The organism is Streptomyces sp. NPDC004435, assembly GCF_042873895.1.
Lineage (GTDB): Bacteria > Actinomycetota > Actinomycetes > Streptomycetales > Streptomycetaceae > Streptomyces.
This window is the reverse complement of the sequence record NZ_JBIAMB010000019.1, coordinates 132610-154832: the sequence shown is the minus strand read 5'-3', so window position 1 is coordinate 154832 and position 22223 is coordinate 132610. Positions and strand designations below refer to the sequence as shown.

The window sequence follows — 22223 nt, the reverse complement described above, 5'->3', positions numbered from 1 at the left end:
CCGTACGTACCGAAGGAGCGACCACCCGATGAGCACCCGCTATCCCTTCACCGCCGTCGTCGGCATGGACGACCTGCGGCTCGCGCTGCTGCTCAACGCGGTCTCGCCGGCCGTGGGCGGTGTGCTCGTGCGGGGCGAGAAGGGCACCGCCAAGTCCACCGCCGTGCGCGCGCTGGCCGAGCTGCTGCCCGAGGTGGCCGTCGTCGCCGGGTGCCGGTTCAGCTGCGATCCCGCCTCGCCCGACCCCGGCTGCCCGGACGGGCCGCACGGGGACGGCGCCTCCGACGCGCGTCCCGCGCGGATGGTGGAGCTGCCCGTGGGCGCCTCCGAGGACCGGCTCGTCGGATCGCTCGACATCGAGAAGGCGCTCGCCGACGGGGTGAAGGCGTTCGAGCCGGGTCTGCTGGCCGCCGCCCACCGGGGGATCCTCTACGTCGACGAGGTCAATCTGCTGAGCGACCACCTCATCGACCACCTCCTCGACGCCGCCGCCATGGGCGCCTCCCACGTCGAGCGCGAGGGCGTCTCCGTGCGGCACGCCGCCCGTTTCCTGCTCGTCGGGACGATGAACCCCGAGGAGGGCGAGCTGCGGCCGCAGCTGCTCGACCGGTTCGGGCTCACCGTGGAGGTCGCCGCCTCCCGGGTGCCCGAGGAGCGGGTCGAAGTGGTGCGGCGCAGGCTGGCGTTCGAGGACGACCCGGCCGGCTTCGCCGCGCGCTGGGCCGGCGAGGAGGCCGCGCTGCGGAGCCGTATCGTCGCCGCGCGGGAGGCGCTGCCGCGGGTGACGCTCGGGGACGCCGTACTGCTCCAGATCGCCGCCACCTGCGCCGCGTTCGAGGTCGACGGCATGCGCGCCGACATCGTGATGGCCCGGACCGCGACCGCGCTCGCCGCGTGGGCGGGCCGGGAGGAGGTCACGAGCGAGGACGTGCGGCAGGCCGCGCTGCTCGCCCTGCCCCACCGTCGGCGCCGGAATCCCTTCGACGCGCCGGGGATGGACGAGGACAAGCTCGACGAGACCCTGGAGCGGTTCAAGGGCGAGGAGCCGGACGACGATCCGGACCCGGGTCCGGACGGACCGGGGGACGGCGGTCCCGATGGCGGCGGGGTGCCCCCGCAGGGCGGCGAAGGGCCCGCGCCCGAGACCGACGGCGTACCGGAGGGGGCGCCGGAGCAGGCGCCCGCTCCCGGGAGCGGGGCCGGGGAACGGGCCGCGGTGAAGGCCGCCGAGCCGTTCCGTACGAAGATGCTCAGCGTGCCCGGGCTCGGCGAGGGGGCCGCCGGGCGGCGCTCCCGGGCCCGTACCGAGCACGGCAGGACCACCGGCGCGACCCGGCCCCGGGGCGCGCTGACCAAGCTCCACCTGTCCGCGACCGTACGGGCCGCCGCGCCGCACCAGCGGGCGCGCGGCCGGTCCGGGGCGGGGCTCGTGGTGCGGCGGGACGACCTGCGGCAGGCGGTCCGGGAGGGGCGCGAGGGGAACCTCGTGCTGTTCGTGGTGGACGCCTCCGGGTCGATGGCGGCCCGGAAGCGGATGGGCGCGGTGAAGGGCGCCGTGCTGTCGCTGCTGCTCGACGCGTACCAGCGGCGGGACAAGGTGGGCCTGGTGACCTTCCGGGGGCGCGGGGCCGAGCTGGCGCTGCCGCCGACGTCCTCCGTGGACGCGGCCGCCGCCCGTCTGGAGGAGCTGCCGACCGGGGGGCGTACGCCGCTCGCCGCCGGGCTGCTGAAGGCGCACGACGTGCTGCGGGTGGAGCAGCTGCGGGACCCCTCGCGCCGGGCGCTGCTCGTGGTCGTGACCGACGGACGGGCGACCGGGGGCGGGCCGGACCCGGTGGGTCTGGCCGCGCGGGCCGCGCGGCTGCACGCCGGCGAGGGCACGGCGAGCGTGGTCGTGGACTGCGAGGCGGGCCCGGTGCGGCTCGGTCTCGCCGGGAACCTCGCCCGCGATCTGGGCGGCACCGCCGTCACCCTGGACGAGCTGCGCGCCGACGCGATCGCCGGGCTCGTCCGGGAAGCACAAGTCAACCGCTCTGTCAGGAGGGCCGCTTAATGCCGCAGGGACAGCCGACCGTCGTGCCCGACGACGGTCTCACGACCCGTCAGCGCCGCAACCGGGCGCTGGTGATGGTGCACACGGGCGTCGGCAAGGGGAAGTCGACGGCCGCCTTCGGGATGGCGCTGCGCGCCTGGAACCAGGGGTGGCCGATCGGGGTGTTCCAGTTCGTGAAGTCCGCCAAGTGGAAGGTCGGCGAGGAGAACGCCCTCAAGGCGCTCGGCGAGACCGGCAAGGGCGGCACGGTCACCTGGAACAAGATGGGCGAGGGCTGGTCCTGGATCCAGCGCGAGGTCGCCGAGGGCGAGCAGTCGCACGAGGACAAGGCGCGCGAGGGCTGGGAGCAGGTCAAGCGGGACCTGGCCGAGGAGCGGTACAAGTTCTACGTCCTCGACGAGTTCGCGTACCTGCTCCACTGGGGCTGGATCGACGTGCAGGAGGTCGTCGAGGTGCTGCGGGACCGTCCGGGCCACCAGCACGTGGTGATCACCGGGCGCAACGCGCCGCAGGAGCTGGTGGACTTCGCCGACCTCGTCACCGACATGTCCAAGGTCAAGCACCCGATGGACGCCGGTCAGAAGGGCCAGCGGGGCATCGAGTGGTAGCACGTCTCGTCATCGCGGCCCCGTCGTCGGGGGCGGGCAAGACCACGGTGGCGACCGGCCTGATGGCCGCGTTCGCCTCCCGCGGCCTGTCCGTCTCCCCGCACAAGGTGGGGCCCGACTACATCGACCCGGGCTACCACGCGCTCGCCACCGGCCGCCCGGGCCGCAACCTCGACGCGTACATGTGCGGGACGGGGCTGGTCGCGCCGCTCTTCGCGCACGGCGCGCGCGGCTGCGACCTGGCCGTGGTCGAGGGCGTCATGGGGCTGTACGACGGGGCCGCCGACCAGGGGGAGCTGGCGTCCACCGCGCAGGTGGCGAAGCTGCTGAAGGCGCCGGTGGTGCTGGTCGTGGACGCGTCCTCGCAGTCGCGGTCGGTGGCGGCGCTCGTGCACGGCTTCGCGTCCTGGGACCCGGAGGTGCGGATCGGGGGCGTGATCCTCAACAAGGTCGCGACCGACCGGCACGAGCACCTGCTGCGGGAGGCGCTCGGGGAGTCGGGGGTGCCGGTCCTGGGCGTGCTGCGGCGGGCGCCCGCGGTGGCGACGCCGTCGCGGCACCTCGGTCTGATCCCGGTCGCCGAGCGGCAGGCGCAGGCCGTGGAGGCGGTGGCGGCGCAGGCGGAGCAGGTGCGGGCCGGGTGCGACCTGGACGCGCTCCTCGCGCTGGCGCGGTCGGCGCCGGCCCTGGACACGGAGGCGTGGAGCCCGGTCGTCGGGGCGCCTGTCCCGGCGGGGCGGCGGCCGGTCGTGGCCGTGGCCGGCGGGGCGGCCTTCACCTTCTCGTACGCCGAGCACACCGAGCTGCTGCGGGCCGCCGGGGCCGAGGTCGTCCCCTTCGACCCGCTGCGGGACGAGGCGCTTCCCGAGGGGACGCGCGGGCTGGTGATAGGCGGCGGGTTCCCGGAGATGTACGCGGCCGAGCTGGCGGCCAACGAGCCGCTGCGGAAGGCCGTGGCGGAGCTGGCGGCGAGCGGGGCGCCGGTCGCGGCCGAGTGCGCCGGGCTGCTGTATCTGGCGCGGTCGCTGGACGGCACGCCGATGTGCGGGGTGCTGGAGGCGGACGCGCGGATGTCGGAGCGGCTGACCCTCGGGTACCGGGACGCGGTCGCCGTGAGCGACAGCGTGCTGGCGCCGGCGGGGGCGCGGCTGCGCGGGCACGAGTTCCACCGGACGGTGATCGAGCCGGGTGCCGGGGCGGTCCCGGCCTGGGGGCTGCGGCAGCCGGAGCGCCGGGTGGAGGGCTTCGTGCGGGGCGGGGTGCACGCGAGTTACGTGCACACGCACTGGGCGGGGTCGCCGGAGGTCGCCGCGCGGTTCGTGGCGCACTGCGGGTGAGTTCAGTGGCCGGAGAGTCCCACCACGAGCCAGATGAAGCCGACGCCCGCGACCGTGCAGAGCAGGGTGGAGAGGGCGGGGTGTTCGTGGTGGGCCTCGGGCAGGATCTCGGCGGCGGCGAGGTAGAGCAGGGCGCCGCCGAAGAAGCCGAGATAGGCGCCGAGAAGTTCCTCCGGAAGAGTGAGGAACGTGGCGAGCGCCGCGCCGGCGATCGGTGCGAGCGCGTCGGCGAAGAGCATCGCGAGGGCCTTGCGGCGCTCGTTCCCGTACAGGCTGGTGAGCGTGTACGTGTTGAAGCCGTCGGCGAAGTCGTGGGTGATGACGGCGAGCGCGACGGTGGCGCCCATGGCGCCGCCGACCTGGAAGGCGGCGCCGAGCGCGATGCCGTCCATGAGGCTGTGCAGGACCATGGCGCCCGCGGCCACGAGCCCGACCTGCGGGGTCCGCTCGCCCGGCTCGGCGCCGTGCGCGGCGCGGCGGGTGGCGAGGAGCCGCTCCACGACGTGGGCGAAGAGGAAGCCGCCGACGAAGAGCAGCAGGGCCTCGGGGACGCCGAAGACCTCGGTCCCGGCGGCCTCCAGGGCCTCGGGCAGGAGGTCGAGTCCGACGACGCCGAGCATGAGGCCGCCGGCCAGTCCGAGGACGAGGTGCCGGCGGTCGGTGACGCGCTGGGCGACCCAGCCGCCGAAGAGCGTCATCAGGAACGCGCCGAGCGCGACGACCACTGCCATGGCCCTTTGCTATCGGATGGGGGGCCCGGTGTGCACATCGGTGTCGGGGCCCGGTCGGGCGCGTCGCGCGACGAGGTGCTGACGCTGGTGCGGGCCGCGCTCGCGGAGGTGGAAGGGCCGGGGCACGCGCGCGTACGGGTACGGGTGCGGGGGCTCGCGACGCTGGACGCGCGGGTGGCGGAGCCGGGGATCGTGGCGGCGGCCGCGCGGCTCGGGGTGCCGGTGACGGGGTTCCCCGCGGAGGAGCTGGCCGGGGTCGCCGTACCGCATCCGTCGGAGGTGCCGCTGGCGGCGACGGGGACGGCGTCGGTGGCGGAGGCGGCGGCGCTGCGGGCGGCGGGGCCGGGGGCGGTGCTGCTGGTGCCGAAGCGGAAGTCGCGGCGCGTGACGTGCGCGATCGCCGGTTTCGTCCCCTTTGATCCGAGCGAAGTGACGTCCGTCGCACGGTTGTCGCCCTTGACGTGCGGGTACATGGCTGGGAAGCCTGACTCACCCCACATCCCCACCCCCCACACGACGGCGGACATGGACACCCACACGGACAGCCCCCACATGGGCAGGCACATCCACGACCTGCGTCATCACGGTGACGCCGAGGTCCGGGACGAGAAACTCATCGACCTCGCGGTCAACGTCCGGACGGCGACCCCGCCGGACTGGCTGCGGGAACGGATCGCCCATTCCCTGACGACTCTGGCGCAGTACCCGGACGGACGTTCGGCACGCGCGGCGGTCGCCGAGCGGCACGCGCTGCCCACCGGGCGGGTGCTGCTGACCGCGGGCGCGGCCGAGGCGTTCGTGCTGCTCGCGCGGGCCCTGCCGGTGAAGCGGCCGGTGGTGGTGCATCCGCAGTTCACCGAGCCGGAGGCGGCGCTGCGGGACGCCGGGCACGAGGTGACCCGGGTGCTGCTGCGCGAGGAGGACGGCTTCCGGCTGGATCCGGCGGCGGTGCCGGAGGACGCGGACCTGGTGGTGATCGGCAATCCCACCAACCCGACCTCGGTGCTGCATCCGGCGGAGACGATCGCGTCGCTGGCGCGGCCGGGGCGGTATCTGGTCGTGGACGAGGCGTTCATGGACGCGGTGCCGGGCGAGCGGGAGGCGCTGGCCGGGCGGACGGACGTGCCGGGTCTGGTGGTGCTGCGGAGCCTGACGAAGACCTGGGGCCTCGCGGGGCTGCGGATCGGGTACGTGCTCGCGGAGCCGGAGACGGTCGCGCTCCTGGAGCGGGCGCAGCCGCTGTGGCCGGTGTCGACGCCGGCGCTGGTGGCGGCGGAGGCGTGCGTGTCGCGGGCGGCGCTGGCGGAGGCGGAGCACGCGGCGCACCGGATCGGGACGGAGCGGGCCCATCTGCTGGCCGGGCTCGCGGAGTTCGACGAGGTGCGGACGGTGCCGACGGCCGAGGGGCCGTTCGTGCTGATCCGGATCGAGGGCGCCGACGCGATACGGGAGCGGCTGCGGCTGCTGGGGTTCGCGGCGCGGCGCGGGGACACGTTCCCGGGTCTCGACCGGCACTGGCTGCGGCTCGCGGTCCGGGACCGGGCGACGACGAATCGTTTCCTCCAGGCGCTGGACCAGGCGCTGCTGCTGGGCGGCTGAGGCTTTCGCGTATCGCGGGCGGCTGAGCCCTGCGCGTATCGCGGGTGGCTGAAGCTTTCGCGTATCGCCTTCGCTCGCCTCTGGAAGGCGGACGGACGGGCAGGGCGGGCGGTGTGTGGTCACACCGCCCGCCCTGCCGGGTTCCCCCTGTCTCCCCCTCGGGCCGTCAGCCGCGGGCGCGGGCGCGGGACCGGGTCAGGGCCACGGCGACACCGCCGGCGAGCAGGAGCGCGAGGGCGCCGCCCGCGATGTACGGGGTGGCGGAGCTGCCGCCGGTCTCGGCGAGGTTCTGGGTCGGGGTCGAGCCGCCGTTGTTCGTGGTGATGCCGCCGTCGTCGGCGGGCTCGGTGGGCCGCGGCGAGGGCCGCTCGGACGGCTTCTCGGTGGGCCGCTCGGTCGGCTGCTCGGTCGGCTCCTGGGTGGGCTCCTCGGTCGGCCGCTCCGTGGGCTTCTCGGTGGGCTTCTCGGTCGGGGCCGGGCCGTCGGGCGTCTCGCAGGTGGCCTCGGCGAGGGTGACGGTGCCCTTGACCTTGGCGACGCCGAGGTTGAGCGGGTTGACCTCGACGTCGAGCTCCAGCGCGGTGGCGGCCGCGGTGCGGGTGGTGGTGCTGGTGCGGGAGAGGTCCAGGGTGATCCGGCCGACGGCGGGCACGTCGAGCTGGGTGCGGCCGCCCGCGGTGAGCGTGACCTTCTTGCCGAGGGCCTGGACGTGGCCGAGGACGTTGGACTCGGCGACCGGCTTCTTCCCGGCCTCGCAGACCGCCTTGGAGGTGACCTTCTCGACCTCGACGAGGGCGAGCGCGGGAAGGCCGGGGACGTGGACGCGGGCCTTGACGAGGTTGACGTACCCCTCCGCCTTGCGCTCGTCGACGGTGGCGGTCGAGGTGGCGACGTCGGCGGAGAGGATGTCGATCGGCTTGCCCTCCTCCGCGCCCTGCACCTTCACGCTGAGCGCGGTCTTGTTCTCGCTCTCGGGCGCCTGGACCTCGTTGAGCGTGGCGCGGACCGGGACCTTCACGGTCTCACCGAGGAGGGAGACGTCGAGTCCGGTGCGGAGCACGACGGCGCCGGCCTTGCCCTCGCGGTGCTCGCCGTCCGTCGCCTGAGCGGCCGGGGCCGCGAGGAGGACGGGGCCGACGGCCAGGGCGACGACGGTCGCGGCGGCGGCGGTCCGGCGGACGGGCGCGCGGAAGGTGTTGCTGTTCAAGATGGTGGAACCCCCACAGAAGACATGGCGTCGCCGGCCGCTCACCACGGGGACGGTGGATCTGCGCGGCGGCGGCGACTTGAGACACCGGAATCTTTACGCACGGAGAGTGAACCGACAGTCGCCTGACGTGAGTTCACTCCAAAGGGGGGTTTCCGTGTTCTTTTTCGATTCTTTAGGACACAACCGTTCCCGCTCGTCCCGCGTGTTTCGTACGGGGAGGTGTGTCCGGGGCGCGGAAGGCCCCGCGCGGACAAAAGAAACGATCCGCGCCCCGGTGGGGTCACGGATCGTCAACAGCCTGCCCGGACAGGCGTGCTTCAGCTTTCCCGCCAGTAGCCGAGCGCGTGGACCCGGTCCTTCGGCAGCGCGAGCTCCTTGCGGGCGTACCCGGCCAGCGCGCGGGTGGTCGCCGTGTCGCAGGCGATCCACACGTACGCCCCGGGACCGGCGAGCTCGGGCAGCTCGGCCCTCACCCGCTCGACGAGGGCGGCGCCGGACCGCTGACGGGGCACCCGGCGCAGCTCGTGGCGGTCCGGGTCGGTGCGGAAGGGCAGCTCCTCGTCGGAGGCGTGCTGGGTCTCGAACCAGATGGTGGCCGGGAGGTCCGGGTGCGCGTCGAGCAGCGAGTTGACGGCCGGCAGGGAGGCCGGGTCGCCGACGACGAGCAGCCGCTCGGGCCGCGGCTCGGGGGTCTCGAAGCCGGTGCCCTGGAGGGTGGCCTCGACGGTGTCGCCCGGGGCGCAGCCGCGCGCCCAGTGGCTGGCGGGGCCGTCGTGGAGGGCGAACTCCAGACTGAAGGTGCCGGCCTCGGGGTCGGGGTCGACCAGGGTGTAGCCGCGCTGGTGCGGCTTGCCCGCGTTCTCGAACCAGATCCGGACCCACATCGTCGGGTGGACCCCGGCGGCGGCGAGCAGCCCGCCGTCCGTGAAGTGGACCCTCCGGTAGTCCTCGGTGACCTGCTCGGCCCCCGTGACGGTGAACGTGAAGTCCTTGGCGCCCATCAGCTTCAGGACGGCGCCCTGCCACCCGTGCCCCACCGCGTGCTCCTCCCCCGGACCCATGGGTTACTTTGGGTCGGCGATCAATTTAGGTCAGCCTAACCTAACGGCATCGGGAAGCACAGGACGGAATCGGATCGGGTGAGCATCGAGGTCTACCGGGACGCGTACGGCGTCCCCCATCTGCGTGCCGGGGACCCGGAGGAGCTGGCCTTCGCGCAGGGCCGGGTCACCGCGCGCGACCGCGCCTGGCAGCTGGAGGTCGAGCGCCACCGGGCCCGGGGCACCTCGGCCGCCCTCCTCGGCGCGGCCGAGGCGGGCTGGGACGCCTTCGTCCGGCGGGCCCGGCTCGCGGACACCGCGCGCCGCTGCCTGGAGCGACTGGAGGAGACCGACCCGCGGACCGCGGACTGGGTGAGGGCGTACGCGGACGGGGTGAACGCGGGGCTGGCCGAAGGGGCCCGCCGCGCACCCGAGTTCGCCGCGACCGGGTCGGCCGCCGGACGCTGGGAGGCGTGGACGCCGCTGGCCGTCTGGCTCTCCACGCACATCCTCTTCGCCGGCTTCCCGACCAAGCTGTGGCGCGAGCAGGTGGCGACCGGGCTCGGCGAGGAGTGGACCGAGCTGTTCGCCGCCGACGGGCCGGCCACGGCGGGGTCCAACGGCTGGCTGGTGGCCGGCGAGCGGACCGCGAGCGGGGCGGCCCTGGTGGCCGGCGACCCGCACCGGTTCGTCGAGGCGCCGGGCGTCTACCAGCAGATCCGGCTCGCCTGCCCGGAGTACGACGTGGTCGGGCTCGCCGTGCCCGGCGTCCCCGGGCTCGCCCACTTCGGGCACACCGGGCCGGTCGCCTGGGCGATCACCAACGCGATGGCCGACTACCAGGACCTCTACCGGGAGCGGCTGCGGCGCACCGCCGACGGCGGCGTCGAGGCGTACGGCCCCGACGGCTGGCGCCGGGCCGCCGCGCACACCGAGACGGTCGAGGTCGCCGGCGGCGAGCCGGTCCTGATCGAGCTGGTCGAGACCGACCGCGGCCCGGTGATCACGGGCGAGGTGCCCGAGCGGCCCGGCGCCGAGGGCGAGGGGCTGAGCCTGCGGTACGTGCCCCGGGTCACCGGCCGGCTGGGCTTCGAGGTCCTGCCGCGCCTGCTCGCCGCCCGTACCGTCGCCGAGGTCGACGCGGCCCTCGACGCCTGGGTGGAGCCGGTCAACGTGGTGCTCGCCGCCGACACCGGGGGCGGGCTGCTGCACCGGGTCGCCGGACACGTCCCGGTCCGCGACCGGGCCAACTCCCTGCGTCCCGTGCCGGCCTGGGAGCCGGGGCACGCCTGGGCCGAGGAGCCGGCGCCGCTGCCCCGCGCCGAGGTGACGGGCGGGTACGCGGTGATGGCCAACGCGCGGGGGCTCGCCGCGCCGCTCGGCGTCGAGTTCGCGCCGCCGCACCGGGCCGACCGGATCGCCGAGCTGCTGGGCGCCTCCGGCGCCTGGACCGCCGAGGCCACCCCCGCCGTCCACCGCGACACCGACAACCGCGCGGCGGCCCGGCTGCTCGCCGCCGTGGAGGGCGCGTCCGACGGCCTCTCCCCCGCCGCCGGCGAGCTGCGGGAGCGACTGCTCGGCTGGGACCGGCGGATGGAGGCGGACAGCGCCGACGCCGGGCTCTACGCGGCCGTGCGGGGCGCGGTGGTCCGCCGGCTGGCGGCCCACGAGGTCTTCGCCGGGCTGCGGGAGCCGGCGCCGTACCCCGAGGTGTTCCGGCCCTGGCTGTACCTCGGGCCCCGGGTCGGACTCGCCCTGGAGACGCTGCTGGTGTCCGGTCCCGTGCCGGCCGGCGACGTGGCCCGGATCGTCGGGGAGGCGCTGGAGGAGATCTCCGCCGGCGAGCCGCCGGCCGTCTGGGGCGCCACCCACCGGCTCGCGCCCTGGCAGGCGCTGCCCGATCCCGACGACGACCGCCACCCCGGGCTCGGCGGCGACCACGACTGCGTGCTCTCCACCTCCAGCGCCCCGGGCTACACCGACCGCAGCGCCCGGGCCTCCGCCGCCCGGTACGTGTGGGACCTCGCCGACCGCGAGCGCAGCGGCTGGATCGTGCCGTTCGGCGCGTCCGGGGTGGCCGGGGACCCGCACCACGAAGACCAACTCCCCCTGTGGCTGCGGGGCGAGCTCGCCCCCGTCACCACCGACTGGAACCGCCTCACCAAGGAGCAGGAATGACCGCCCCCCTCCACGTCCAGGCCGTCGAGGGCCTCGGCACCGTCACCGTCAGACCCATCGCCCCGGACGCGGACGCGCCGCTCCTGCACGCGTGGGTCAACGAGGAGCGGGCCCGCTTCTGGGGCATGAACGGCACCACCGTCGAGCAGGTCAGGGACGTCTACGCGCACCTGGACTCGCTCACCACCCACCACGGCTTCATGGTGGAGCTCGACGGGGAGCCGGTCGCGATCCTCCAGACGTACGACCCCGAGGCGGACCGGGTGAGCGAGTGCTACGAGGTGGAGGAGGGCGACATCGGCTGCCACTTCTTCATCGCCCCGAGCGCCGCCCCGTCCCCCGGCTTCACGGCCGGCCTGATCTCGGCGCTGCTCGGCTTCTGCCTCCGCGACCACCGGCGGATCGTGGTCGAGCCGGACGCGGACAACGAGAAGGCCGTCCGCCGCATGGAGCGGGCCGGCTTCGAGCTCGGCCCGGTGGTCGTCCTCCCCGAGGTCGACCTGCCGGAGGTCTTCATCCCGGAGAAGAAGGCGCGGCTGGCCTTCCTCCGCCGGCCCGCCTGACCGGCCGCCGGTCCGCCTGACCGCCGCCGGTACGGGCCGCCGTCCGGGCCCGCCGGTACGGGCCGCCGGGCCGGGCCGCCGGGCCCTCCGGTTCTCCGGTTCTCCTCCGGTGGGGTCCTCAGGCGACGATCCGGCCGTTGACCACGACCCGGCGCGGGGCGGCGAGAACGCGGACGTCCGCGCGCGGGTCCTGGTCGTAGACGACGAGGTCGGCGGGGGCGCCCTCCTCCAGGGCGGGCCGGCCGAGCCAGGCCCTCGCCCGCCAGGTGGTGGCCGAGAGGGCGTCGAGGGCCGGGATGCCGGCCTTCGTCAGCTCCTCGACCTCCTCGGCGACCAGGCCGTGGGCGAGCGTGCCGCCCGCGTCGGTGCCGACGAAGACCGGCACGCCCGCGTCGTACGCGGCGCGGACGGTGTCGTACCGGCGCGCGTGGAGCCGGCGCATATGGGCCGACCAGCGCGGGAACTTGGCCTCGCCGCCGTCCGCGAGGTGCGGGAAGGTCGCGATGTTGACCAGCGTGGGGACGATCGCCACCCCGCGCTCCGCGAAGAGCGGGATGGTCTCCTCCGTCAGGCCCGTCGCGTGCTCGACGCAGTCGATCCCCGCCTCGACCAGGTCGCGGAGCGAGTCCTCGGCGAAGCAGTGGGCGGTGACCCGGGCGCCGAGCCGGTGCGCCTCCGCGATCGCCGCCTCCACCTCGGGGCGCGGCCAGGACGGCGTGAGGTCGCCGACCTCTCGGTCGATCCAGTCGCCGACCAGCTTGACCCAGCCGTCGCCGCGCCGGGCCTCCCGTCCGACGTACTCCACGAGGTCGGCGGGCTCGATCTCATGGGCGTAGTTGCGGATGTAGCGGCGGGTGCGGGCGATGTGCCGGCCGGCCCGGACGATCTTCGGCAGGTCCTCGCGGCCGTCGATCCAGCGGGTGTCGGAGGGCGAGCCCGCGTCGCGGATCAGGAGGGTGCCGGCGTCCCGGTCGGTGAGGGCCTGCTTCTCGGCGGTGGCGCCGTCGACGGGCCCGTGCCGGTCCAGGCCGACGTGGCAGTGGGCGTCGACCAGACCGGGCAGCGCCCACCCCTCGACGGCCAGGGCCTCGCCCGCGGGCCGCTCGAAGGTGATCCTCCCGTCCACGCACCAGAGTTCGTCCCGGACGTCCTCCGGGCCGACGAGCACCCGCCCCTTCACGTGCAAGACCTCGTGATCGCTCATGCCAGCACTGTACGAGGGCGGGCGGGAGCGGTGGGCGTACGCTGGCCGGGCCCGCACCACCGACCTGAGAAGGCACCACCGTGACCGTGACACACCCGCTGCTCGACCTGGCCCCGATGACCGCCGCGCACTTCGCGTCCATCGAGCGGCGGGTCGCCGCGCTGCTCTCCACCGAGCAGGACGTGGTGATCACCCAGGGCGAGGCGCTGCTGCCGCTGGAGGGGTGCATCCGCAGCGGGGCGCGGGCCGGCTCGACCGCGCTGAACGTGGTCACCGGTCCGTACGGGCAGACCTTCGGCAACTGGCTGCGCGACTGCGGGGCGACCGTGGTCGACCTCGCGGTGCCCTTCCACACGGCTGTCACCGCCGAGCAGGTGGAGCGGGCGCTGGCCGAGCACCCGGAGATCGACTTCGTCTCGCTGGTGCACGCGGAGGCCGCCACCGGCAACACCAACCCGGTCGCGGAGATCGGCGAGGTCGTGCGGGCGCACGGCGCGCTGTTCTACCTGGACGCGGTGGCGTCGATCGGCGCCGAGCCGGTGCTGCCGGACGCCTGGGGCGTGGACATGTGCATCATCGGCGCGCAGAAGGCGATGGGCGGCCCCGCGGGCGTCTCCGCGGTGTCGGTGAGCGCGCGGGCCTGGGAGCGGTTCGCCGCCAACCCGGCCGCGCCGCGCCGTTCGTACCTCTCCCTCCTGGACTGGAAGGAGCGCTGGATCGACGGCGGCCGCAAGGCGCTGCTGCACGCCCCGGCGCAGCTGGAGATGCTGGCCCTGGAGGCGTGCGTGGAGCGGATCGAGGCGGAGGGCCTGGACCGGCTGATGGCCCGGCACGCCTCGGCCGCGGCGGCGACCCGGGCGGGCGCGGTGGCGCTGGGCGGGGGTCTGGAGCCGTACGTGTACGAGGCGGCGGACGCGGCCCCGGTGGCGACGACGCTGCGCGCGCCGGCCGGCCTGGACGCCGCCGCCCTGGTGGCGAAGGCGCTGGCGGCGGACCCGTCGCTGCCGCTGATCGCGGGCGGCGGGGCGCTGTCCGGGGAGATGATCCGGGTCAACCACTACGGGGCGGACGCGACGCCGAACGCCGTGCAGTCCTCGCTGGCCGCGCTGGGCGCCGTGCTCGGCGAGGCGGGCCGGACCGTGGACCTGGAGGGTGCGCGCCGGGCGGTCACCGCCGCCTGGGCGGTGTAGCCGGCGTCCGTACGTACGTGCCGAAGGGCGGGGTCCGGTGCCGGACCCCGCCCTTTCGCGTGCCTGCGCGCGCCGGTTACAGCGCGGGGTAGTCCGTGTAGCCGCGGTGGTCGCCGCCGAAGAAGGTGGCGGGCTCGGGGGTGTTGAAGGGACCGCCGGCGCTCAAGCGCGCGGGCAGGTCGGGGTTGGCGAGGAAGAGGGCGCCGTAGGCGACGAGGTCGGCGGTGCCGTCCTCGATCAGGGCCAGGGCGTCGGGGCCGGTGGGGCCCTCGGTGGCCGGGTTGAGGATGAGGGTGCCGGAGTAGCGCTTGCGCAGGGCGAGCGTGAGCTCGCGGACCTCGGGCGCGGGCTCGCTGATGTGGAGGTAGGCGATGCCGAGCGGCTCCACCGCGTCGACGAGCGCCGGGTAGATCTCGTCGGTGTCGGTCTCGGCGATGTCGTTGTAGGTGTTGGCGGGGGAGATCCGCAGGCCGGTGCGGTCGGGGCCGATGGCCTCGGAGACGGCCTTGACGACCTCGAAGGCGAAGCGGATGCGGTTCTCGACCGGGCCGCCCCACGCGTCGGTCCGGTGGTTGGAGCCGGTGGCGAGGAACTGCTGGATCAGGTAGCCGTTGGCGCCGTGGACCTCGACGCCGTCGAAGCCGGCCTCGACGGCGTTGCGGGCGGCCTGGGCGAAGCCCTCGACGGTCTCCTGGATCTCCTCGGCGGTGAGCTCGCGCGGGGCGACGAAGTCGATCAGTCCGGTGCCGGCGAAGAGCTGTCCCGCCGGGGCGACCGGGGAGGGGCCGACGGGGTGCAGGCCCTCGCCGAGGACCTGGGGGTGGCTGATCCGGCCGGCGTGCATGAGCTGGGCGAAGATCCGGCCGCCGCGCGCGTGGACGGCGTCGGTGACCTCGCGCCAGGCGGCGATCTGCTCGGCGGAGTGCAGGCCCGGGGTGTTGGGGTAGCCCTGGCCGACGGCGGTGGGCTGGACGCCCTCGGTGATGATCAGGCCGGCGGAGGCGCGCTGGGCGTAGTACTCCGCGACCAGGGGGGTGGGGAGGCGGCCACCGCCCTCGGCGCGGCTGCGGGTCATGGGGGCCATGGCGATGCGGTTGGCGAGGCGGGCGCCGGCGAGGTCGACGGGGTCGAAGGCAGTGGTCATGGCGGTCTCCCGGACAAATATGTGGTCGGCCAAGTATGTGGCGTGCCGCCACTGTAACCCATTCCTTGGCCAGCCAAGCAATAATCCGGGTCGCGGTAACCTGGGGGCGAGGAACCGCCCCGAGGAGCCCCGATGACCACAGTCGAGCCCGTCTGTACCGAGCAGCTGCCGTCCGCCGCACGCGGCGGCCCGGTCGGCATGACCCTGGCCCGCGTCTCCCGGACGCACCGGATCGCGATGGGGCGGCGCCTGCGCGAGCTCGGCCTCTACCCCGGCCAGGAGCTCATGATGATGCGGCTCTGGGACTGCGGGGCGGTCCGCCAGTCGGAGCTGATCCAGTCGCTCGGCCTGGACCCGTCGACCGTGACGAAGATGCTCCAGCGCCTGGAGCAGTGCGGATACGTGCGCCGCTCCCCCGACCCCGCGGACCGGCGGGCCGTCGTCGTCGAGGCGACGGAGTCGGGGCAGGCGCTGCGGGCCGGGGTCGAGGGCGCCTGGTCCGACCTGGAGGAGAGCTCGCTGGCCGGCCTCTCCCCGGCGGAGCGGGCGGAACTCGCCCGCCTCCTCGGCGTCCTGGCGGAGAACCTGCGCGCGGAGGCGGGCGACGCGGGCGAGTGCCCGCCGCTGAACTGCTGAACCCCTGAGCCGCAGGCCGGGCCGGCGCGGGCCCTGCGGCGGGCGAGCGTCTCGGGCGAGGGTTCCGGGCGAGCGACGGGCCGCTCCCCCGATCCCGCCCGGTCCGGCACGACCCGGCCCGATCCGGCCCGCCCCGGAGGAGACAGGCCCTAGCCGGCGAGGACGTCCAGGGCGCGGTCGACGTCCGCCGCCGTGTTGTACAGGTGGAAGGAGGCCCGCAGGTTGCCGGCGCGGGACGACAGCAGGACGTCGGCGGCGCGGAGCGCGTCCGCGCGGTGACCGAGGCCCGGCACGGCGACGACCGTGGAGTCGTCCATGACCGGCTCGTGCCCGGCGGCGAGCAGCCCCGCGCGGAAGCGGGCGGCGAGCCCCTTGTCGTGGGCCTCGATCCGCTCGATGCCGATCTCCTCCAGGAGCGCGAGCGAGCGGGCCGCGCCGTGGTAGGAGAGGAAGGCGGCCGGCTCGTCGAACCGGCGGGCGGAGCGGGCGAGTTCGCGCACCGGGCCGTAGCTGTTGACCCACAGCTCCTCGCCGGTCACCCAGCCCGCGTGGATCGGCAGCAGGGAGTCCTGGGCCTCCTCCGTGACGGTGAGGAAGGAGGTGCCGCGCGGGCAGAGCAGGTACTTGTAGGCGCCGGCGACCGTGTAGTCCCACTCCCCCGCGGCCAGCGGCAGCCAGCCCGCGGACTGGGTGGCGTCGAGCAGGGTGCGGGCCCCGTGGGCCGCGGCGGCGGCCCGGACGGCGGCGAGGTCGGCGGTGCGCCCGTCCGCGGACTGCACGGCGGAGAGGGCCACGAGGGCGGTCTCCGGGCGGACGGACTCGGCGAGCCGCTCCAGCGGCACGAACCGGGTCTTCAGGTCGCCGCGGACCGTGAAGGGCGTGATGAGGGAGGAGAAGTCGCCCTCGGGGAAGAGGATCTCGGCGCCGGACGGCATCGACTGGGCGATCATGCCGCAGTGCACGGCGACCGCGCTGCCCACCGCCACCCGGCCGGGCGCGACCCCGGCGATCCGGGCGTAGGCGGCCCGGGCCTCGTCGACGAGGTCGAAGCTGCCGGCGCCGTCGGCGCGCCCGTCGGCGGTCTCCTCGGCGAGGAGGGTGACCGCCTCGACGGTACGGCGCGGCAGCAAGCCGCAGGCGGAGGTGTTCAGATAGGTCCGCTTGGGGGCGAACTCGGCGCCGCCGAGCGGCTGATCGAGGGAGTCCATGGCCCCAGCCTGGGCCGCCCTCGACCGCCCGTCAATGCCCGCCGATCATGGACGATCCCCAAGTGCCGCTTATCCGCGCAGGTCAGAGCGGTGCGGGGGTCGGCCCTCGCGCGCTCAGCCGCGCGGCGGGACCTCGCAGCCGTCCGGGCCGCACGCCTCCGCGTCCGGAGCGGCGGCGCCGACCGGCTGGAGGGCGCGGCCCTGCCACGCCTGCTCCAGGGCCTGGGTGAAGACCTCGGCGGGCTGCCCGCCGGAGATGCCGTAGCGGCGGTCGAGGACGAAGAACGGCACGCCGTTGGCGCCGAGTTCGGCGGCCTCGCGCTCGTCGTCGCGGACCGCGTCGGCGTAGGCGGTGTCGTCGGCGAGGACGGCCCGTGCCTCGGTCTCGTCGAGCCCGGCCTCCACGGCGAGGGCGATCAGGGTCTCGCCGTCGAAGACCGACCGCTCCTCGGCGAAGTTGGCCCGGTAGGCGAGGTCGAGGAGCGCGTCCTGGCGGCCGCGCTCCTTGGCGAGGTGCAGCAGCCGGTGGATGTCGAAGGTGTTGCCGTGGTCGCGGCCGTCGGTCAGGTACTCCAGGCCCTCGGCGTGCGCGTTGGACGCGACGTGCGCCTCCATGGCCTTCGCCTCGTCGAGCGTCCGCCCGTACTTCTCGGCCAGCATCTCCAGGACGGGCCCGGTGTCCCCCTTGGCCCGGTGCGGGTCGAGCTCGAAGGACCGGTGCACGACCTCGACGCCGTCGCGGTGGGCGAAGGCGGCGAGGCCCTTCTCGAAACGGGCCTTGCCGATGTAGCACCAGGGGCAGGCGATGTCCGACCAGATCTCTACGCGCATGGGTTCCTTCTCCGGGGGGGGGCGGGCGGTCCGTACCGGTACGAACGCCGTCCGGCCCGGATCGCATTCCGTTTACGCTCGGGACGTGATCCGGAGCACACGGGAGGAACGGCTCAGGACGCGGAGCCGTCGCCCGGACCGGTGCGGCCGGCCCTCCCGGCCAGCCGGCTGAAGGAGGCGCGGTAGCCGCTCGGGGTCAGACCGGTGCGGCGGTGCACGTGCTGGCGCAGCGAGTCGGCGGAACCCAGGCCGCACGCCCGCGCGACGGCGTCCATGCCGAGCGAGGTCGTCTCCAGGAGCTCCCTGGCCCGCTCGACGCGCTGGTGGAGCAGCCACTGGAGCGGGCTCGTGCCGGTCTCCGCACGGAAGCGGCGGGAGAGGGTGCGTACGGACACCCCGGCGTGCCGGGCGAGGTCGGTGAGGGTGAGCGGCGCGTCGAGGTGTTCCATCACCCACGCGCGCGTGTCGGCGAAGGAGACCCCCCGCTCGGGCGGCAGCGGCGTGTCCGTGAACTGGGTCTGGCCGCCGGGGCGCACCGGGGCGACAAGGGCGAGCCGGGCCACGGTGTTGGCGACGGCGGCGCCGTGGTCGGTGCGGATCACGTGGAGGCAGAGGTCGATGCCGGCCGCGTAGCCGGACGAGGTGAGGACCGGGCCGTCCTGGACGTAGAGGACGTCGCCGCGCAGGTCCACGGCAGGGTGGCGGTCGGCGAGCAGCCGGCGGTAGGACCAGTAGGTGGTGGCGGCCCGGCCGTCGAGGAGCCCGGCCTCGGCGAGGGCGAAGGCGCCGGTGCAGATGGAGGCGATCCGGGCGCCCCCGGCCGCGGCACGGCGCAGCGCCCCGATGACGCGGGGATCGGGGTCCGTGTAGGACCCGCTGCCGGCGAGGACGACGGTGTCCGCCCCGTCGACGGCGTCGAGACCGCTCGGGACGATCAGGTCGAGGCCGCCGGTGGTGGCGACCGGACCGGGGTCGGGAGCACAGATGACGGTCTCGTAGCCGGGCGCCCCGTCGATCTCCACCTTGCCGAAGAGCATCTCGGGGATGGCGAGGTTGAACATCGAGACCGGGGGCGCGGCGATGACGGCGACCCGGCGGACCGCCGGTCCGGTCCGCGCGGGGATCGGGCCGGGGAGGGGCGCGAGGGCTCCGGGACCCGGGTGCGCCGGCAAGGGCGCCGGCAAGGGCGAGGACATGGCCAGAACCTCCGGTCATCTGGCATTCGGGCCACTACTGTACGCGACCGCAGGTCACCAGGGTGGGTTCATGGCTTCGACGCAGACCGACCCCGCCGCCGTCCCCCCGCCCGTCCCCCCGCCCGCCTCCCCGCCCGCGGCTCCGCCGTCACCCCGTCCGGCGCTGGTCGCCGCGACGCTCGGCTTCGCCCTCATCACCCTGGACACCTCGGTCGTCAACGTGGCCCTGCCGACGATCGGCGCCGAGTGGGGCACGGGGATGGCCGGACTCCAGTGGGTGGTGGACGCGTACACGCTCTCCTTCGCGGCGCTGCTGCTCTCCACCGGCGCTCTCGCCGACCGGGTCGGGGCGAGCCGGGCGTTCGGCGCGGGGGCCGTCGTCTTCACGCTGGCCTCGGCCGGCTGCGGGCTCGCCCCCGGTCTTCCGTGGCTGCTCGCGGCCCGCGCGGTGCAGGGGGTCGCGGCGGCGGTGATGCTGCCGGCCTCTCTCGCGCTGGTGCGTGAGGCGTACGGGGATCCCGGGCGGCGGGCGCGGGCGGTGGCGCTGTGGGCGGCGGGCGGCACGGTCGCGGTGGCCCTGGGGCCGGTGGCGGGCGGGGCGTTGACGGCGGCGTGGAGCTGGCGGGGCGTCTTCTTCGTCAACCTTCCGCTCGGGCTGCTCGCGCTGGTCCTGCTCGCCCGGGTGCCGGGCTCGGCGCGGCGGCCCGCGCCGATGGACGTGCCGGGCCAGGTGACGGCGGCCGTGGCGCTCGGCGCGCTGACCTTCGCGGCCATCGAGGGCGGCCCGGAGGGCGGTGCCGCGCTCGCGGTCGCCGTGGCGGCCTTCGCCGCCTTCCTGCGGATCGAGGCGCGACGGAGCGGTCCGGTGGTGCCGCTGGACCTGTTCCGGAACAGGACCGTCGCGGTGGCGGTGGCGGCGGGTGCGGCGAACAGCGTGGCGTTCTACGGCACGATCTTCGTCTTCGGCCTCTTCTTCCAGCAGCGGCTCGGGCTCTCGGCACTGATGGCGGGGCTGATGTTCCTGCCGATGACCGGGCTGCTCGCGGTGGTCAACGTCCTCTCCGCGAAGGTGGCGGCGCGGTACGGGGCGCGGCTGCCCGCCCTGGTCGGCCAGGCGGTCGCGGTGTCGGGTCTGCTGGCGCTGCTCGCCGTGGACGAGCACACCTCGCTGACGGCGCAGGCGCTGTTGCTGGTTCCGATGTCGCTGGGGGTCGGGTTCTCGCTGCCGCCGCTGATCGCCGCCCTGATGGAGGCGGTGCCGGCGGAGCGGGCGGGGACGGCGGCGGGGGTGCTCAACGCCGCCCGGCAGACGGCGGGGGCGCTCGCCGTCGCCGTCTTCGGCTCGCTGGCGGCGAGGGGATTCGACCTGGCGCTTCCGGTGAGTCTGCTGATCGGCGCGGGGCTGCTCACCCTGACGACCCTGGCGTCGCTCCGGCTGCCGCGGGCGGGTCGGTGAGGCCTTTCCGGTACCGGCCGGGGGCGGTGCCGTACTGGCGCTTGAAGGCCTTGGCGAAGGCGAACTCGGAGGTGTAGCCGGCCCGCTGGGCGACCACCCGCAGCGGCAGGTCGCCGGAGCGCAGCAGCCGGCCGGCCGTGATCATCCGCCACCAGGTGAGGTACGCGAGCGGGGCCCGGCCCACCAGGGCGGTGAAGCGGCGGGCGAACGCGGCCCGGGAGAGCCCGCCCAGCGCCCCGAGCTCCTCGACCGTCCAGCTCCGCGCCGGGTCGGCGTGGAGGGCGCGCAGGGCGCGGGTGACGGCCGGATCGCCGAGCGCGGCGGACCAGCCGGTGGAGCGGTCGGCCCGCTCGGCGAGCCACCAGGTGCGGAGGAGGTGGATCAGCAGGGTGTCGAGGAGCGCGGGGACGAGTGCGTCGGACCCCGGCAGGGGCTCGGCGAGCTCGGCCCCCAGCAGGTCGATGGCGGCGCGCAGCCGCGGGTGGGCACCGACCCGGGCGGGGAGATGGACGTAGGGCGGCAGCTCGGTGAGGAGCGGGTGGGCGCGGTTCCGGTCGAGCTGGTAGGAGCCGCACAGGAGCAGGGTGTCCGCCGGGCCGACCGGTCCCCGGTCGGAGTCGTTCGGCCAGGAGCCGTCGGGGGCGGGGACGGCGTCGGTGAGCGGGGTGCCGGGCCGGTCGGCGAGGCCGTGGCCGATGCCGTGCGGGAGCAGGACGACGTCGCCGGGGCCGAGCCGGACGGGGTCGGCGCCGGCGGGCGGCAGGAGCCAGGCGGCGCCCTGGAGGAGGACGTGGAATCCGGCACCCTCGCTCGGCGGGAAGCGCGAACCCCAGGGGGCGGAGCGGACCGTGCGGGAGGAGTGGGGGCGACCGGTGCGCATGACGGCGACGGCGTCGCTCAGTACGTCCATGCGCGGCACCGTACCGCTCCACGCAGGGGCGAGACGATCGGACATGGGCGGGAGCGAAAGGGACATGGATCGTCTCCAGGTCGGCTCCTACGGTCGAGGCATGGGAGATCACATGACGACGAGGGCGGTCCTGTTCCACGAGCTCGGCGGCCCCGAGGTGCTGTCCGTCGAGGAGGTGCCGCTGCCGGCGCCGGGCCCCGGCGAGGTGCTGGTCCGGGTCGAGGCGATCGGCCTCAACCGCGCCGAGGCGCTGTTCCGGGCGGGTACCTACTACTACCCGGCGCGGCTGCCGGATTCGCGGCTCGGCTACGAGGCGGCCGGCACGGTCGAGGCGGTCGGCGTGGGGGTGACGGCCTTCGCGCCCGGGGATCCGGTGCTGGCGGCGGCCAACTTCGAGTTCGGCGCGTTCGGTGTGTACGCGGAGCGGGTGGTGCTGCCGGAGGAGTATCTGGTGGCCCGGCCGGCCGGGGTGGACGCGGTGACGGGCGCGGCGGTCTGGCTGACGTACTTCACCGCGTACGGCGGGATGGTGGTGACCGGCGGGCTGCGGCCCGGCGACCACGTGGTGATCACCGGCGCGTCGAGCGGGGTGGGCACGGCCGCGGTGCAGACGGCGCTGCGGGTCGGGGCGGTGCCGATCGCCGCGACCCGGAGCGAGGCGAAGCGGAAGGCGGTGCGGGCGCTGGGGGCGGCGCACGTGGTGGCGACGGAGACGGAGGACCTGGCCGCGGAGGTGCGCCGGATCACCGGCGGGGCGGGGGCGGATCTGGTCTTCGACGCGATCGGCGGGCCGGGGTTCGCCCGGCTCGGGGACGCACTGCGCCCCGGCGGGACGGCGGTGCTCTACGGCTGGCTCGACCCGCGGCCGGTGGAGCTGTCCCGGAACTGGCCGCAGACCGTCCACGGGTACGCGAACGGGGACCTGGCCCGCACCGAGGAAGGACGTCGGCTGGCGGCCGGATTCATCGGTTCGGGGCTGCGGGACGGCTCGCTGGCCCCGGTGGTGGCCGAGGTCTTCGACGGCCTGGAGCGGATCGCGGACGCGCACCGGCTGATGGAGTCGAACACCCACACCGGGAAGATCGTGGTGCGGGTGCGGCACTAGGGGGTGTCCGGACCTCGCTTCCGA

General features: G+C 75.3%; 19 protein-coding genes. 10 read left to right on the top strand and 9 right to left on the bottom strand.

Going from position 1 to position 22223, the window contains the following annotated elements:
• Positions 1-28 precede the first annotated feature (28 nt).
• The 3 genes from ACFYT9_RS29955 to ACFYT9_RS29945 are packed head-to-tail and all read left to right on the top strand — an operon-like array spanning position 29 to position 3998.
• The gene (locus tag ACFYT9_RS29955) at positions 29-2053 is read left to right on the top strand and encodes a putative cobaltochelatase (RefSeq protein ID WP_389168875.1); all 2025 of its coding nucleotides are present in this window, start codon (positions 29-31) and stop codon (positions 2051-2053) included.
• Positions 2053-2661 carry a cob(I)yrinic acid a,c-diamide adenosyltransferase gene (gene cobO, locus ACFYT9_RS29950; RefSeq protein WP_376602512.1) on the top strand — a complete coding sequence of 203 codons (609 nt, stop codon included), beginning with the start codon at positions 2053-2055 and terminating at the stop codon, positions 2659-2661. Before ACFYT9_RS29955 ends, cobO begins: the two co-directional genes overlap by 1 nt.
• Positions 2655-3998: a cobyrinate a,c-diamide synthase gene (locus tag ACFYT9_RS29945; protein ID WP_389168873.1), complete on the top strand. Its 1344-nt coding sequence runs from the start codon at positions 2655-2657 to the stop codon at positions 3996-3998. Before cobO ends, ACFYT9_RS29945 begins: the two co-directional genes overlap by 7 nt.
• A gap of 2 nt (positions 3999-4000) precedes the next feature.
• Here the strand turns inward: ACFYT9_RS29945 and ACFYT9_RS29940 are convergent, their stop codons facing one another.
• Complete coding sequence (locus tag ACFYT9_RS29940) at positions 4001-4729, bottom strand: ZIP family metal transporter (protein WP_376602510.1); 729 nt, start codon at positions 4727-4729, stop codon at positions 4001-4003.
• Positions 4730-4765: 36 nt separating this feature from the next.
• On the opposite strand from ACFYT9_RS29940, the gene cobC reads away from it, so the two are divergent.
• On the top strand, positions 4766-6328 hold the full coding sequence (gene cobC, locus ACFYT9_RS29935) for an Rv2231c family pyridoxal phosphate-dependent protein CobC (RefSeq protein WP_389168904.1): 1563 nt from the start codon (positions 4766-4768) through the stop codon (positions 6326-6328).
• Between the two features lie 166 nt (positions 6329-6494).
• On the opposite strand, the gene ACFYT9_RS29930 is transcribed toward cobC, so the two are convergent.
• Together ACFYT9_RS29930 and ACFYT9_RS29925 are read right to left on the bottom strand one after the other, a co-directional pair.
• Entirely contained in the window at positions 6495-7535 is a 1041-nt protein-coding gene (locus ACFYT9_RS29930) for an SCO1860 family LAETG-anchored protein (protein ID WP_389168871.1), read from the bottom strand.
• A gap of 320 nt (positions 7536-7855) precedes the next feature.
• Positions 7856-8575 (bottom strand): siderophore-interacting protein, encoded by a 720-nt coding sequence (locus ACFYT9_RS29925; protein ID WP_389168869.1) that lies wholly within the window; start codon positions 8573-8575, stop codon positions 7856-7858.
• A 102-nt stretch (positions 8576-8677) separates the two neighbouring features.
• On the opposite strand from ACFYT9_RS29925, the gene ACFYT9_RS29920 reads away from it, so the two are divergent.
• Both ACFYT9_RS29920 and ACFYT9_RS29915 read left to right on the top strand, forming a co-directional pair.
• Complete coding sequence (locus tag ACFYT9_RS29920; protein ID WP_389168867.1) at positions 8678-10756, top strand: penicillin acylase family protein; 2079 nt, start codon at positions 8678-8680, stop codon at positions 10754-10756.
• Positions 10753-11319, top strand: a complete 567-nt coding sequence (locus ACFYT9_RS29915; RefSeq protein ID WP_387273312.1) for a GNAT family N-acetyltransferase — start codon at positions 10753-10755, stop codon at positions 11317-11319. The genes ACFYT9_RS29920 and ACFYT9_RS29915 overlap by 4 nt, the downstream gene beginning before the upstream one ends.
• A 118-nt stretch (positions 11320-11437) precedes the next feature.
• On the opposite strand, the gene ACFYT9_RS29910 is transcribed toward ACFYT9_RS29915, so the two are convergent.
• Positions 11438-12523, bottom strand: a complete 1086-nt coding sequence (locus tag ACFYT9_RS29910; protein WP_389168865.1) for an amidohydrolase family protein — start codon at positions 12521-12523, stop codon at positions 11438-11440.
• 86 nt (positions 12524-12609) lie between these two features.
• Here ACFYT9_RS29910 and ACFYT9_RS29905 point away from each other — a divergent pair, with 86 nt between their 5' ends.
• The gene (locus ACFYT9_RS29905) at positions 12610-13713 is read left to right on the top strand and encodes a pyridoxal-phosphate-dependent aminotransferase family protein (RefSeq protein WP_389168902.1); all 1104 of its coding nucleotides are present in this window, start codon (positions 12610-12612) and stop codon (positions 13711-13713) included.
• A 76-nt stretch (positions 13714-13789) separates the two neighbouring features.
• Here the strand turns inward: ACFYT9_RS29905 and ACFYT9_RS29900 are convergent, their stop codons facing one another.
• Positions 13790-14857, bottom strand: coding sequence for an alkene reductase (locus ACFYT9_RS29900; protein WP_389168863.1), 1068 nt, complete (start codon positions 14855-14857; stop codon positions 13790-13792).
• A gap of 132 nt (positions 14858-14989) precedes the next feature.
• Here ACFYT9_RS29900 and ACFYT9_RS29895 point away from each other — a divergent pair, with 132 nt between their 5' ends.
• Complete coding sequence (locus tag ACFYT9_RS29895) at positions 14990-15493, top strand: MarR family winged helix-turn-helix transcriptional regulator (protein ID WP_389168862.1); 504 nt, start codon at positions 14990-14992, stop codon at positions 15491-15493.
• A gap of 149 nt (positions 15494-15642) precedes the next feature.
• Here ACFYT9_RS29895 and ACFYT9_RS29890 read toward each other — a convergent pair whose 3' ends face one another.
• From ACFYT9_RS29890 to ACFYT9_RS29880, 3 genes are all read right to left on the bottom strand, one after another.
• Entirely contained in the window at positions 15643-16701 is a 1059-nt protein-coding gene (locus ACFYT9_RS29890; protein WP_387278692.1) for an aminotransferase class V-fold PLP-dependent enzyme, read from the bottom strand.
• Positions 16702-16815: 114 nt separating this feature from the next.
• Positions 16816-17532 carry a DsbA family oxidoreductase gene (locus ACFYT9_RS29885; protein WP_376602670.1) on the bottom strand — a complete coding sequence of 239 codons (717 nt, stop codon included), beginning with the start codon at positions 17530-17532 and terminating at the stop codon, positions 16816-16818.
• Positions 17533-17645: 113 nt separating this feature from the next.
• Entirely contained in the window at positions 17646-18593 is a 948-nt protein-coding gene (locus ACFYT9_RS29880) for a GlxA family transcriptional regulator (protein WP_389168900.1), read from the bottom strand.
• A 205-nt stretch (positions 18594-18798) separates the two neighbouring features.
• On the opposite strand from ACFYT9_RS29880, the gene ACFYT9_RS29875 reads away from it, so the two are divergent.
• The gene (locus tag ACFYT9_RS29875) at positions 18799-20184 is read left to right on the top strand and encodes an MFS transporter (protein ID WP_389168860.1); all 1386 of its coding nucleotides are present in this window, start codon (positions 18799-18801) and stop codon (positions 20182-20184) included.
• On the opposite strand, the gene ACFYT9_RS29870 is transcribed toward ACFYT9_RS29875, so the two are convergent.
• Complete coding sequence (locus tag ACFYT9_RS29870) at positions 20135-21094, bottom strand: AraC family transcriptional regulator (protein WP_389168858.1); 960 nt, start codon at positions 21092-21094, stop codon at positions 20135-20137. The genes ACFYT9_RS29875 and ACFYT9_RS29870 overlap by 50 nt on opposite strands.
• 100 nt (positions 21095-21194) lie before the next feature.
• Between ACFYT9_RS29870 and ACFYT9_RS29865 the strand changes: the two genes are divergently transcribed.
• Complete coding sequence (locus ACFYT9_RS29865; protein ID WP_389168856.1) at positions 21195-22199, top strand: zinc-dependent alcohol dehydrogenase family protein; 1005 nt, start codon at positions 21195-21197, stop codon at positions 22197-22199.
• The last annotated feature ends 24 nt before the right edge of the window (positions 22200-22223 follow it).